We start from the raw sequence: 13,647 nt of genomic DNA, 5'->3' as shown, positions 1-13,647 counted from the left end.
AGCTGACGAGAGAGAACCGTTACTCCGAACAGGGTATACGGTTCTTTTTTTCCATTTTCGTAATCTCAGTATGGTAAAATAAAATGAATAATCTTGTGCGAAAAAGGAATTGTTTATATGTGTTGCTATAAGGGAGGAAGAAAAATGCTTTATGTAAAGGCGCCTGCAAAAATTAATTTAACTTTAGATGTACTTTATAAAAGACCTGATAATTTTCACGAAGTAGAGATGGTTATGACAACCGTCGATTTAGCTGATCGTATCAGTCTTGAATCTCGAGAAGATGGTGTGATCCAAATAATTTCAACGGATAATTTTGTACCGAACGATCATCGTAATTTTGCTTATCAGGCAGCGCGTCTCATTAAAGATACATATGGCATTAAACAAGGTGTATCCATTACTATTGAAAAAGAAATCCCTATTGCTGCCGGCCTTGCTGGAGGTAGTAGTGATGCAGCTGCTACACTTAAGGGCCTTAATGAACTTTGGAATTTAGGGTTATCGATAGATGAATTGGCTGAACTAGGTGCTAAAATAGGTTCAGATGTATCATTTTGTGTCTATGGTGGCACAGCACTTGCCACAGGACGCGGAGAAATAATAAAGGAAATCCCTGCCCCGCCTAACTGCTGGGTAGTATTAGCAAAACCTAAAATTGGCGTATCCACTGCTGAAGTATATGGTGGTCTCAAAGTTAAAGGACTGGAGCATCCCAATACGAAGCAGATGATAAAGGCTATTGAAACGAAGGATTATGAGCTATTATGTTCTTCATTAGGAAATGTTTTGGAAACTGTAACATTTAAGCTACATCCAGAGGTCGTCATGTTAAAGGAACAAATGAAACGCTTTGGAGCAGATGCTACGTTAATGAGCGGAAGCGGTCCGACTGTTTTTGGGCTAGTGGATAGTGAAGCTCGTGTCAGTCGTATTTATAATGGTTTACGTGGGTTTTGTGAGGAAGTTTATGCAGTAAGAATATTAGGTGAGCGAAATACGCTTGCTTAGAAACGCAAATTTGTGTTAATTTTACCTATAAATATTCGTGTTTAGGAGAGGGTCGCATGAAATGGAAACGTAGTGAACGACTAGTTGATATGACGTACTATTTACTAGAACATCCACATCAGCTGATCCCGCTAACTTATTTTTCAGAACTATATCAATCTGCGAAGTCATCCATTAGTGAGGATTTAACGATTGTAAAAGAAACTTTCGAAGAAAAAGGAATCGGGTTATTGATGACAGTGCCGGGTGCTGCAGGAGGAGTGAAATATATTCCTAAAATGTCCGAGCCAGAGGTGCGTTCAGTTATTCAGGATTTAAAGGCAGAGCTGGAGCATTCAGATCGCTTATTGCCTGGTGGTTACTTGTTTATGACAGATTTACTAGGGAACCCAGATTTAATTAACCGCGTAGGGAAGGTTTTTGCTTCTGCTTTTGCAGATCAACAGATCGATGTCATAATGACAGTAGCAACGAAGGGTATATCTATAGCACATGCTATTGCTAGACATTTAAATGTGCCAGTAGTTGTTGTGCGAAGAGATAGTAAGGTAACAGAAGGTTCTACAGTAAGTATTAATTATGTGTCTGGTTCTTCCAGAAGAATTCAGACAATGGTATTATCAAAAAGAAGCATGAAGAGTGGACAACGTGTCTTGATTACCGATGATTTTATGAAAGTTGGCGGTACTATGAATGGCATGAAAAATTTATTAGAAGAATTTGATTGTAAATTAGCTGGCATTGCAGTTCTTGTTGAGGCTGAACATGCGGACGAAACGTTAGTAGACGATTACTATTCACTTGTAAAGCTTCATGAAGTGAATGAAAAAGATCGAACAATTGCATTAAGTGAAGGTAACTATTTTTCTAAAAGGGGACATGACAAATGAAAGTAGTAGCAACATCAAATGCACCAGCAGCAATTGGACCATATTCACAAGGGATTATTGTGAATGGTATATTTTATAGCTCAGGACAAATTCCATTAACAGCTACAGGTGAATTAGTGGAAGGCGATATTACTGTGCAAACAAATCAGGTATTCGCCAATGTAAAAGCAGTATTAGAGGCAGCGGGATCATCTTTAGAAAATGTTGTAAAGACTACAGTGTTTATGAAGGATATGAACGACTTTGTCGCAATGAATGAAGTCTATGCAAGCCACTTTGGGGAGCATAAGCCTGCACGTTCTGCTGTAGAGGTAGCTCGACTTCCTAAAGACGTAAAAGTAGAAATCGAAGTTATTGCTATTGTTAAATAAAGAATCGATTAATGAAGCCCACTATTAAGAGCATTCGTTCTGTTTAGGGGGCTTTTTTTATTGTTGACAAACAATTGTCAAAAATTCCGTAAATAAGAAAAAATATTATTCTCGAAAGTATTCAAATTTTTTAGAAAATTTGATAGACTATAAAAAGGAAAATATTCGGTAATTAAGAATATGATAATTTTATTTAGGCATCTAAGAGAGAGGTGGTGAGAAAATGGAAGTTACTGATGTGAGATTACGTCGGGTACAGACGGATGGTCGCATGCGTGCGATTGCTTCCATTACACTTGACAATGAGTTTGTTGTTCACGATATTCGTGTAATTGATGGAAATACTGGATTGTTCGTAGCAATGCCAAGTAAACGAACACCAGATGGCGAATTTAGGGATATCGCTCATCCAATCAATTCGGACACTCGTAATAAAATTCAAGAGATTATTTTAAACGCCTATCACAACTCTAGTGAATTAGAAGAAACGGGCGAAGAAGTAGAATTAGAGGGCATTGGTGTATAGTTAAAAGGTAATAACTAACTATTCAAGAAGTAGTTACAATTTAAAGTTGATTTTATTAGTCAAAAATTTTAAGAACTCTTCAAATTTGAAGAGTTCTTTTTATTTTGATAAAAAGAGAAAACCAGCAGTTTTAGGATATACTTCATGACATTCGAGCAGAAGGTGCAGTGGTTTTTGGAATTCATCTTTTTGTCAACTCTACATGCCTTGAAAATAGATGAATTATGCTATATAGTCATAAGAGAAAATGAGCGTATTGGAGGACTTACAGATGAGCAATATTTTTGCTGTCATTTTGGCTGCAGGTCAAGGTACACGTATGAAGTCCAAATTATATAAAGTGCTCCATCCAGTTTGTGGGAAACCGATGGTACAACATGTGGTGGATCATATTCAAACGTTAGATGTGAATCGCATTGTAACGGTTGTTGGACACGGTGCAGAAAAAGTGCAACATCAGCTGGGAGATAAAAGTGAGTATGTTCTTCAAGCCGAACAGTTAGGGACAGCACATGCTGTTCAACAAGCTGAGGGAATTCTAGGGAATGAAGAAGGAACAACTTTAGTTGTTTGTGGTGACACACCGCTAATTCGTCCCGAAACTATGCAGGCTCTATTTGAGCATCATCAGGCAAAGAATGCTAAAGCAACAATTTTAACTGCCATTGCGGAAAATCCAACTGGCTATGGTCGTATTTTACGTAGCGAGAACGGGCAAGTAGAGCAAATTGTTGAACAAAAGGATGCTTCAGCAGCACAGCAATTAGTAAAAGAAATAAACACGGGCACATATTGCTTTGATAACAAGTTGTTATTTGAAACATTAAAATTAGTGAAAAATGACAACGCTCAAGGTGAATACTATTTACCAGATGTTATTGAAATTCTACAAAAGCAAGGTGATATTGTAGAAGCATATGTGACAGATGATTTTGAAGAAACGCTTGGTGTCAATGACCGTGTTGCTTTATCACAGGCAGAGACATTAATGCGTGCGAGAATTAATGAAAAGCATATGCGTAACGGTGTGACAATTATTCACCCTGAAACGACATATATTAGCGCGGAATCTGTTATTGGAAGTGATACTGTCATTCAACCTGGTTGTATGATAGAAGGAGCCACTGTAATCGGAGAAGATTGCAATATTGGCCCAAATACTCAAATTGCAGATAGCCGAATTGGAGATCGTACAACGGTGCATTCTTCAGTTGTGCGTGAAAGCGCTATTGCGGAAGATGTAGCCGTTGGACCATTTGCTCATATTCGACCACTTTCAGACATCGGTAGCCATGTGAAAATTGGTAACTTTGTAGAAGTGAAGAAAAGCAAGCTAGGTAATGACACAAAAGTATCGCATTTAAGCTATATTGGTGACGCTGAAATTGGCAGTAACGTCAATGTTGGCTGCGGTTCCATTACAGTTAACTATGATGGAAAAAATAAGTACAAAACAATTATTGAAGATGATGTATTTGTAGGATGTAATACTAACTTAGTAGCGCCAGTGAAAGTTGGAAAAGGTTCATTTATTGCAGCAGGTTCTACAATTACAAAAGAAGTACCTGAAGATGCACTTGCAATTGCTCGTGCAAGACAAGAAAACAAACCTAATTATGTAAGCAAATTAAATTTAAAATAATTATCAACTAAACAGGAGGCCATCATGCCGTATCATTATGCAAACTCACAATTAAAAATATTTTCTCTAAATTCAAATAACCCGTTAGCTCAAGAAATTGCGCAAGAAATGGGTGTAGAATTAGGGAAATCTTCTGTTAAGCACTTCAGCGATGGAGAAGTTCAAATTAGCATTGAAGAAAGTATTCGTGGTTGTGATGTGTTTATCGTGCAGTCAACTTCTGCACCAGTAAACGAACATTTAATGGAGCTTTTAATTATGGTAGATGCAGTTAAACGTGCATCTGCTCGTACAGTAAACGTCGTAATGCCTTATTATGGTTATGCACGCCAAGATCGTAAAGCAAAAGCGCGCGAACCAATTACAGCTAAATTAGTGGCAAACCTACTTGAAACAGCTGGTGCAACACGAGTGATCGTATTAGATTTACATGCACCTCAAATTCAAGGTTTCTTCGATATCTTAATCGACCACTTAATGGCAGTACCGTTATTATCAGATTACTTTAAATCTAAAGGTATTCCAGAAGATCAAATCGTTGTTGTTTCACCAGACCATGGTGGGGTAACACGTGCTCGTAAAATGGCGGAACGTTTAAAAGCACCAATTGCAATTATTGACAAGCGACGTCCAAAACCAAATGTTGCGGAAGTTATGAACATTGTGGGTAATGTTGATGGTAAAGTGGCAATCTTGATTGATGATATTATTGACACTGCAGGTACAATTACGATCGGTGCAGATGCATTACGTGCAGCCGGTGCAAAAGAAGTTTATGCTTGCTGTTCTCACCCTGTACTATCTGGGCCAGCAATTGAGCGTATCGAAAACTCTTCTATTAAAGAATTAGTGGTGACAAATACAATTCAGCTTGCGGATGATAAAAAATCTCCAAAAATTACAGAGCTTTCTGTAGCTAAATTAATGGCTGATGCAATTTCTCGCGTGTACGAAAACAAATCTGTAAGTACTCTATTCGATTAATTATAAAGATGTTGTATAAAGGGCAAATCTATCTTTTTAGATGGATTTGTCCTTTTTCTTTTTATTTAATCAAGGGAAAGAGTATATTATGTGTGAATCTCCTAATATAGGGGTATAATAGTAAATGTGTCTTCATAATATTTACACTACTTTAAAAAATAGAGGTAAATATTATTATAGCCTTAAACAAGATAGTCACTAAAATGCTGAGTGGCTGATTGTTGATAAGGCGTAAATAATTTTCTTGGAAGGGGAATAAAGAGATATGAGTACAGTATTAAGTGTTACAAAGCGCGAAACTGGGCATCGTTCGACATTAACCCAACTTAGAAAAGGGGGAGCCATTCCTGCAGTTATTTACGGCTATAAGTTAGATTCAACCCCAATTTCTATTTCTGCAAAAGAATTTAAGAAATCCATTCAAAAAAATGGGCAAAACAGTGTGTTTTCACTAGATTTAGAGGGGAAAAAAGTGAATGTAGTTGTATCAGAAGTACAGCAATGTTCATTAAAAGATGAAGTTAATCATGTAGACTTTTTAGCGATTAATATGGCGGAGGAATTAGAGGCCGATGTGCCAATTAAATTAGTTGGTCAGTCAGTTGGAGTGAGTGAGGGCGGCATTTTAATGCAGCCTAACTTAGAATTAAAAGTGAAGGTGAAACCAGCTGAACTACCTGATTCCATTGAAGTTGATATTTCATCACTGAAAGTAGGGGAATCCCTGACTGTGGCAGAGATTCGAAATCAAACGCCTGTAGAAGTTATTAGTGAAGATGATTATCTATTAGTAACGATTGTTGCTCCTGTTTCGGCAGAGCAAGAAGAAGTTACTGCTAGCGTAGAAGAAGAGCAAATGTAAAATAAATTATTTATCTGGCTAGTAAGAAAGCTAAAAACTTTCTTGCTAGCTTTTTTTGTAGCGTTAAAATGGCATTTAGCAATTGTTCAAAATGCTTTCTAGTCCTGTGGTATGGTAAAATAATGACTATTAGATTTGAAAGAAGAGAGGTACTTATGAAAATTATCGTTGGTTTAGGAAACCCGGGTAAACCGTATGAGCACACTAGACATAATATTGGTTTTGATGTAATTGATGCGTTAGCAGAAAAATGGGGGGCACCTTTAACAAATTCAAAATTTAATGGTATGTACACAACTGTTCATCGACCTGAGGGGAAGGTTCTACTTGTTAAGCCTTTAACATATATGAATTTATCAGGGGAATGTGTAGGTCCCTTAATGGATTATTTTGATATTGATGTGGAAGATCTAATTGTTATATACGATGATCTAGATTTGGAAACTGGAAAATTACGCTTGCGCCAAAAAGGAAGTGCGGGTGGCCATAATGGCATTAAATCCTTAATTCAACATTTAGGTACGCAGGAATTTAATCGAATCCGAGTAGGCATTAGTCGTCCACCAGCTGGCATGAAGGTTGCAGACTATGTATTAGCAAAGTTTTCAAAGGAAGATCAGGATTATATGAAAGAAGCCATTGAAAAGTCTGTAAATGCTGTAGAAGTATCTCTTTCAAAGCCATTTCTTGATGTGATGAATCATTTTAACAAGTAAAGTCGTGAATTTAGTTAAAATTTTTGGATACAGAAGTCTAAGTTAAACTCATGCTTATATGGATAAGTCTTGCCTATAAGCAAAAATTAATTCTCCCATTTTTACGTTCATACAATACTGAAGACACGAAGATAGTGCATAATCCAATTTATAAATGTCTATACTTTAAGTAGAAAGTTGCTTAAAGGAGGATGATTTGGAGATGTCAGTTCGCTATCGATGTCGGCATTGTGAAGTAGAAATAGGGACACTACCATTTGATGCAGATGATACAATTCGAAAACTACATATTTTCGAATTGGGAGAAGCCGATGATTATGTTGAGAAAGATCAGCATGGTCATACGACTGTACACTGTATTTGTGAGCAATGTGAGGATTCGCTGAGACAATATCCAGATTATCATGCACTCAATAAATGGATTCAATAATTGGAAGGATGCTTTGACACACTTCATGTGTGTTCAAGGCTTTTTCCATTTTGTAAAATGGCTAATAAATATATACAAACTAGCACTAGAATGCTAGTAATGACAAATAGAATTTTTTGCTGAAAGGAGCTTTTGACTGTGGAAGTTTTACGACAGCTTGTGTCGAGGGATAAACATATTACATCATTTTTACAGGAGATTCAGAGCGGTCAAACTGCATCACAGCTTATTACAGGTTTAACTGGAAGCGCACGTCCCGTTATGGTCGATGCGTTATTTGAATATGTAAAGAAGCCGATATACATTGTGTCTCCTAATCTACTGCAGGCACAAAGAATGGTGGATGAGCTTGCTGGGCTATTAGGTGAAGAAAATGTGCACTATTACCCAGCGGACGAATTTATTGCTGCAGACCTTTCTGTTGCCTCTCCAGAATTACGAGCGGAGCGAATCGCCACGCTTGATTGCTTAGCCAGGGGGGAGAAGGCTGTTTACGTGATCCCTGTTGCAGGTTTAAGGAAGATCATGCAGCCGAAGGAACATTGGCTACACTATTTTTTACAAACAACTGTGGGCGATGAAATTGAAGTAGATGCATGGCTACAAACATTAGTTGAAATGGGCTATGTCCGAAATTCCATGGTGACTACACCTGGCGAATTTGCCTTACGTGGAGGCATACTTGATATTTATCCACCGTATTTAGAATCACCTATTCGGATTGAATTATTTGATACAGAAGTAGATTCTATAAGAACATTTTCGGCAGATGACCAACGTTCTATTGATAAATTACAAAAAATTCGTATACTTCCTGCTTCTGAGGTTATTCTGACAAAATCAGAAAGACAGAACTTGGCAGATCGTTTAGAAAAAGCCTTAGCCGCAAGTTTAAAGAAAGTTAAAAAGCAGGAAACAAAAGAACTCCTTTATCAGCATATTCAGTATGATATTGAATTGCTACAACAAGGAAATCTTCCTGACTATGTCAATAAATATGGGTCATTACTATATGATAAAACGGCTTTTTTAGGCGACTATTTTGCGCAAGATGGAATTGTTCTATTTGATGAGCTTGGACGTATTCAAGAAGTTATGGATGCTTGGGAACGTGAAGAAGAGGAATGGTTTTTATCTTTAATTGAAGAAGGGAAAATGGTTCATGATGTTAAACCCGCCTTCACATTAAAGGAAATAGTGGCAATGTTGTCGCAACAAAAGCTGTCCTTTTCATTATTTTCACGTACATTTTCGGGAATAACGTTTAATAAGACGACTAACTTTTCTTGCAAGCCAATGCAACAATTTCACGGACAAATGGCATTGCTACAAAGTGAGATTGAACGCTGGCTACTTGGCAAATTTACAGTACTCATCGTAGCTAGAGATAAAGAGCGTGTGAAACGTGTTCAGCAAATGCTAGAAGAGTATGATATCCATGCAGCTATAGGTGAGCCTACAGATGCTGGAATTTATATTGTCGATGGAGTATTGTCGAGTGGTTTCGAATTACCGCTCCAACGTTTGGCCATTGTAACAGAGGATGAACTATTTAAGCAGCAGGCTAAGAAAAAAGCACGTACGCAAAAAATGACGAATGCTGAACGCATTAAAAGCTATACGGAAATTAAACCTGGTGATTATGTTGTTCATGTTCACCACGGAATAGGGAAATATATTGGTGTAGAAACATTAGAGGTAAATGGAACACATAAGGATTACTTGCATATTCGATATCGTGCAGACGATAAATTATATGTACCTGTCGAGCAAATAGACTTAATCCAAAAGTATGTGGCATCAGAGGACCGAGAACCGAAGCTACATAAATTAGGTGGCGCAGAGTGGAAAAAAGCTAAAGCTAAGGTATCATCAGCTGTACAGGATATTGCAGATGATTTAATTAAGCTTTATGCGAAGCGAGAAGCTGAAAAGGGGCATGCTTTTACACCTGATAATGATGATCAGCGTAACTTCGAGGCAATGTTCGCCTATGAAGAAACCGAGGATCAGCTACGTTCTATTGTTGAAGTAAAAAGAGATATGGAACGTGAACGTCCTATGGATCGCCTAGTTTGCGGTGACGTAGGCTATGGTAAAACAGAAGTGGCTATTCGTGCCGCATTTAAAGCTATTCAAGATGGCAAACAGGTTGCCTTCCTTGTTCCTACAACCATTTTAGCTCAGCAACATTATGAGACCATTCGTGAACGCTTTCAGGACTTTGCTATTAATGTAGGGTTGCTATCACGCTTCAGGTCAAAGAAAGAGCAAACAGCTACATTAAAAGGGTTAAAAGAAGGGCAAGTCGATATTGTTATCGGAACACACAGAATCTTATCGAAGGATTTATTATTCCAAGACCTTGGCTTATTAATTGTTGATGAAGAACAACGTTTCGGGGTAACGCATAAAGAAAAAATTAAGCAGTTAAAAACAAATGTCGATGTGTTAACGTTAACAGCCACCCCTATTCCGAGAACACTCCATATGTCAATGGTAGGGGTCCGAGATTTGTCTGTTATTGAAACACCACCAGCCAATCGATTCCCGGTTCAAACATATGTGATGGAACATAGTGGGGCACTAGTTCGAGAGGCAATCGAAAGAGAGATGGCACGTGGCGGACAAGTGTTTTACTTATATAACCGAGTAGAAGATATGGCTAGAAAAGTTGAGGAAATTCAAGTGCTCGTTCCAGAGGCACGAATAGGTCATGCACATGGGAAAATGTCAGAGTCTGAATTAGAATCAGTCATATTATCCTTTTTAGAAGGAGACTATGATGTACTTGTGACAACGACTATTATTGAGACCGGTGTAGATATTCCCAATGTTAATACTTTAATTGTCCACGATGCTGATCGAATGGGCTTAGCTCAGCTTTATCAATTGCGTGGACGCGTTGGGCGCTCTAACCGGGTAGCCTATGCCTATTTTATGTACCAGCGTGATAAAGTATTGACAGATGTTGCTGAGCAAAGATTGCAGGCTATTAAAGAATTTACGGAGCTGGGTTCAGGCTTTAAAATTGCTATGAGAGATTTATCTATTCGAGGCGCCGGAAATTTACTTGGAGCGCAACAGCATGGCTTTATTGATTCAGTTGGTTTTGATTTATATTCACAGATGCTCCAAGAGGCAATTGAAGAGCGTCAAACAGGTGTGAAAAAAGAAGAAAAACCTGAGATTGAAATTTTATTAAGTGTCGATGCGTATATCCCTGATGCGTATATCCCTGATGGATACCAAAAAATTCAAATGTATAAACGCATTAAAGCGATGGATCAGGTGGAGGAGTATGGTGAAATCATGGAGGAATTAGAAGATCGATTTGGTGATCTTCCAATTGAAACAGAGCGTCTACTTCGTGTAGCACGAATGAAAGTATGGGGATTAGGTGCGGGAGTAGTCTCTGTAAAGGATAAGCAGAAACTTATTACAATTATGCTATCCGAACAGGGAACAGCAAATGTTGATGGTAGTAAAATTATTGAAGAGTCTATGAAATTTGAACGTGCTGTTGGTTTTGGTATGGATGGCATGCAATTAAAACTAACTATTGATGAGCGGAAGTGCGGAAAACATCAACCCTTTGACATTTTGGAAGAGCTGATGCAAATTATTGATCAAGCAAAGAAGCTATAATAAAGAGGCAGTCCTATCTTTTGAAGAAAAGATAAGACTGCCTTTTTTCATGATAATTTTAATCAATTTATTATAGAAACGTATTCCTTGGGTACTCTAATAATGAGTTGATTGATGTAATGCAATTTTTTTGAAAAAAATTGATGGTTGTGAAATCCTTTTTCTTCAGTTTTTGCATAGATTGCTTAAATAAAAACCATACTATAGTTGAATAAAAAATTTTATTGTAGCGAAAGCGAGGCATTAGAATGAAGGCAACAGGAATTGTTCGTCGTATTGATGATTTAGGGCGTGTAGTTATTCCAAAAGAAATTCGTAGGACGCTACGTATTCGTGAAGGCGACCCGCTTGAAATTTATACGGACCGTGAAGGTGAAGTCATATTAAAAAAATATTCTCCAATTAATGATTTAGGAGAATTTGCAAGAGAATATGTTGAAACATTATATGAAACATTAGGAACACCAGCATTTGTTACAGACCGTGATGAAGTAATTGCCGTAGCAGGGATTGGTAAAAAAGAGTATATCAATCGTCGTATTACGTCCTTTGCAGAAGGCTTCATGGAAGAGCGCTCTACTAAGATTGAGAAAATGGAGACATCCATTGAAATTGTTCCTGGACAATATGAGCAAGTAAAATCATATTGTGCATCACCTATTATGGTGAACGGTGACCCAATTGGCTGCATTATAGTATTGTCTAAAGTGCATTTTGTTGGTGAGGTAGAAGTGAAAGTAGTGGAAACGGCTGCAAACTTCTTAGCGAAACAAATGAATAGCTGATGCATGTAAAAGTTATTGCGATGACCTTTTAGGCCGTGTAATAACTTTTTTTGCGTACATAAATATGGGCCAAATTAGGAACAGTATTGTCGCCTGGCGCGTCAAACTTTTTAGATATGCTATACTATTGGCATTGTTAAGAAGGAAAGAGGGCAATTTATGTCGCAACGTTTTGGTATGAAAAGCTACATGAAGGGAGCGGCCTTATTAACAATCGCTGCCCTTATCGTAAAAGTACTTAGTGCCTTTTACCGTGTACCTTTTCAAAATCTAGTTGGTGATGAAGGTTTTTATATTTATCAACAGGTATATCCAGTCATTTCAATTTTCGTTGTTTGGACATCTAGTGGCTTTGCTGTAGCCATTTCAAAAATGCTTGCAGATAATGATTGCATAGTTGATACAATAGAACGTAATGAAAAAAGAAGCATGATCATGCGTGTCGTTTTCCGTTATTTGACGATACTCTCATTATTGTTTTTTTCTGTCCTATTTGGAGGTGCTGAAAAAATAGCCCAGTTGATGGGTGATATTCAACTGGCACCGTTGATACGCACGGGCTCCCTCGTAGTATTGGTAATGCCAGCGCTTGCTATTTTGAAGGGCGGTTTTCAATCTAGAGGGATTATGGAGCCTATTGCTTATGCTCAAGTCGTTGAACAAGCGATTAGGGTAACCGTTATTTTAACAGGAACCTTTGTCATTATGACTACCACAAAATCACTATATGCTGCGGGGAAAATGGCCGTTATTGGTACAGTCATAGGGGAAATAACTGCATTATTATTACTTGCCTATATTTTTTCTAAACGCTTTGGGTTATTCCGTGTGCACTTACGTCTACACAAGGCTAAAAGCTTACCGATTATTAAAGAGGTTACATGGCTTAGCTTAAGTGTAAGTATGAGTGGCCTTTTGTTACTAGGCTATCAATTAGTTGATTCCTTTACGATCTATTCGTTATTAATCGATCACGGTATGGACTCTACAGTTGCTAAAGAAACCAAGGGGATTTATGATCGTGGACAGCCGCTCGTACAACTAGGCGTTGTTATCGCATCCTCGCTATCCCTTGCAATTGTTCCACTTGTTGCTCATTTATCGAAAAAACAAGAAGGGCGAAGTGCCATTCCATTTATCCAATTAACATACAAAGCGTCTATTTTGTTTGGCTGGGCTGCTTCACTCGGATTAATGCTTGTGATGCCCTATTTAAATGAAATGCTTTTTAAAACCAATACATTATCCGAAGTATTAATTGTGTATGTATTCCAAATCGTGCCTTTGTCGATTATTCTTACATTTACAGCCATTTTACAAGGCTATGGAAAATTAAAGAAGCCAGCATTATTCTTAATGATAGGGTTTGTGTTAAAAATAATATTAAATGTTCGTTTGATAGGCTGGCTTGGTGTATTAGGAGCAGCTATTGCAAATGATATAGGCTTACTATTAACAGCATTCTTGCTAATTGTTTATTTAAAAACAATGACAGGTATTCAATTAGCACCCACCGAATTTTATAAAAAAGTGGGGCTCGCATCAATAAGTATGGCAGTGGTCGTATTGGTATGGCTACAGATGGTATCTGCCTTTTTAGGCCATTTATTGTCATCACGTTCAGTAGCGGTGATCGCAGGATTCACTGCAGTAGGCTTGGGAGCGTTTGTTATGCTTACAATGATTGCGAAGAAACGAGTGTTAGTAGAAAAAGAGTGGTATTTATTACCGTTCGGACGTAGAATGGCCGTTTACCAACTATGGCTAAATTCAAAGAAGTAG

12 protein-coding genes are annotated in these 13,647 nt (G+C 37.8%); all 12 read left to right on the top strand.

The features are described from left to right. The first annotated feature begins 144 nt into the window (after positions 1–144). The 12 genes from ispE to AC1Q6O_RS21925 all read left to right on the top strand — a co-directional run bounded on the left by ispE (position 145) and on the right by AC1Q6O_RS21925 (position 13,647). Positions 145–1,011 (top strand): 4-(cytidine 5'-diphospho)-2-C-methyl-D-erythritol kinase, encoded by an 867-nt coding sequence (gene ispE / locus AC1Q6O_RS21980; protein WP_089987305.1) that lies wholly within the window; start codon positions 145–147, stop codon positions 1,009–1,011. Between the two features lie 56 nt (positions 1,012–1,067). Then, the gene (gene purR / locus AC1Q6O_RS21975; protein ID WP_008181605.1) at positions 1,068–1,901 is read left to right on the top strand and encodes a pur operon repressor; all 834 of its coding nucleotides are present in this window, start codon (positions 1,068–1,070) and stop codon (positions 1,899–1,901) included. Next, on the top strand, positions 1,898–2,272 hold the full coding sequence (locus AC1Q6O_RS21970; protein WP_008181603.1) for a RidA family protein: 375 nt from the start codon (positions 1,898–1,900) through the stop codon (positions 2,270–2,272). The genes purR and AC1Q6O_RS21970 overlap by 4 nt, the downstream gene beginning before the upstream one ends. Positions 2,273–2,495: 223 nt before the next feature. Beyond that, positions 2,496–2,798 (top strand): septation regulator SpoVG, encoded by a 303-nt coding sequence (spoVG, locus tag AC1Q6O_RS21965; protein WP_025116955.1) that lies wholly within the window; start codon positions 2,496–2,498, stop codon positions 2,796–2,798. A gap of 271 nt (positions 2,799–3,069) precedes the next feature. Then, positions 3,070–4,440, top strand: coding sequence for a bifunctional UDP-N-acetylglucosamine diphosphorylase/glucosamine-1-phosphate N-acetyltransferase GlmU (glmU, locus tag AC1Q6O_RS21960; RefSeq protein WP_043990714.1), 1,371 nt, complete (start codon positions 3,070–3,072; stop codon positions 4,438–4,440). 24 nt (positions 4,441–4,464) lie between these two features. Next, complete coding sequence (locus AC1Q6O_RS21955; RefSeq protein ID WP_008180258.1) at positions 4,465–5,424, top strand: ribose-phosphate diphosphokinase; 960 nt, start codon at positions 4,465–4,467, stop codon at positions 5,422–5,424. Between the two features lie 265 nt (positions 5,425–5,689). After that, entirely contained in the window at positions 5,690–6,286 is a 597-nt protein-coding gene (locus tag AC1Q6O_RS21950) for a 50S ribosomal protein L25/general stress protein Ctc (protein ID WP_008180260.1), read from the top strand. Positions 6,287–6,441: 155 nt separating this feature from the next. Beyond that, entirely contained in the window at positions 6,442–7,002 is a 561-nt protein-coding gene (gene pth / locus AC1Q6O_RS21945; RefSeq protein ID WP_239355392.1) for an aminoacyl-tRNA hydrolase, read from the top strand. 202 nt (positions 7,003–7,204) lie between these two features. After that, positions 7,205–7,432, top strand: a complete 228-nt coding sequence (locus tag AC1Q6O_RS21940) for an anti-sigma-F factor Fin (protein ID WP_008180264.1) — start codon at positions 7,205–7,207, stop codon at positions 7,430–7,432. A 138-nt stretch (positions 7,433–7,570) separates the two neighbouring features. Next, positions 7,571–11,080: a transcription-repair coupling factor gene (gene mfd, locus AC1Q6O_RS21935; RefSeq protein ID WP_171366086.1), complete on the top strand. Its 3,510-nt coding sequence runs from the start codon at positions 7,571–7,573 to the stop codon at positions 11,078–11,080. 248 nt (positions 11,081–11,328) lie between these two features. Beyond that, entirely contained in the window at positions 11,329–11,865 is a 537-nt protein-coding gene (gene spoVT / locus AC1Q6O_RS21930) for a stage V sporulation protein T (protein ID WP_008180268.1), read from the top strand. Between the two features lie 159 nt (positions 11,866–12,024). Further along, complete coding sequence (locus tag AC1Q6O_RS21925; protein WP_008180269.1) at positions 12,025–13,647, top strand: putative polysaccharide biosynthesis protein; 1,623 nt, start codon at positions 12,025–12,027, stop codon at positions 13,645–13,647.

Source organism: Lysinibacillus sp. GW823-FHT06C08 (genome assembly GCF_058795135.1).
This window is presented reverse-complemented; position numbering and strand designations above follow the sequence as displayed.

Coding starts and splice junctions, on each gene's coding strand:
- ispE (WP_089987305.1), top strand. CDS start 145: ATGCTTTATGTAAAGGCGCCTGCAAAAATTAATTTAACTTTAGATGTA.
- purR (WP_008181605.1), top strand. CDS start 1,068: ATGAAATGGAAACGTAGTGAACGACTAGTTGATATGACGTACTATTTA.
- AC1Q6O_RS21970 (WP_008181603.1), top strand. CDS start 1,898: ATGAAAGTAGTAGCAACATCAAATGCACCAGCAGCAATTGGACCATAT.
- spoVG (WP_025116955.1), top strand. CDS start 2,496: ATGGAAGTTACTGATGTGAGATTACGTCGGGTACAGACGGATGGTCGC.
- glmU (WP_043990714.1), top strand. CDS start 3,070: ATGAGCAATATTTTTGCTGTCATTTTGGCTGCAGGTCAAGGTACACGT.
- AC1Q6O_RS21955 (WP_008180258.1), top strand. CDS start 4,465: ATGCCGTATCATTATGCAAACTCACAATTAAAAATATTTTCTCTAAAT.
- AC1Q6O_RS21950 (WP_008180260.1), top strand. CDS start 5,690: ATGAGTACAGTATTAAGTGTTACAAAGCGCGAAACTGGGCATCGTTCG.
- pth (WP_239355392.1), top strand. CDS start 6,442: ATGAAAATTATCGTTGGTTTAGGAAACCCGGGTAAACCGTATGAGCAC.
- AC1Q6O_RS21940 (WP_008180264.1), top strand. CDS start 7,205: ATGTCAGTTCGCTATCGATGTCGGCATTGTGAAGTAGAAATAGGGACA.
- spoVT (WP_008180268.1), top strand. CDS start 11,329: ATGAAGGCAACAGGAATTGTTCGTCGTATTGATGATTTAGGGCGTGTA.
- AC1Q6O_RS21925 (WP_008180269.1), top strand. CDS start 12,025: ATGTCGCAACGTTTTGGTATGAAAAGCTACATGAAGGGAGCGGCCTTA.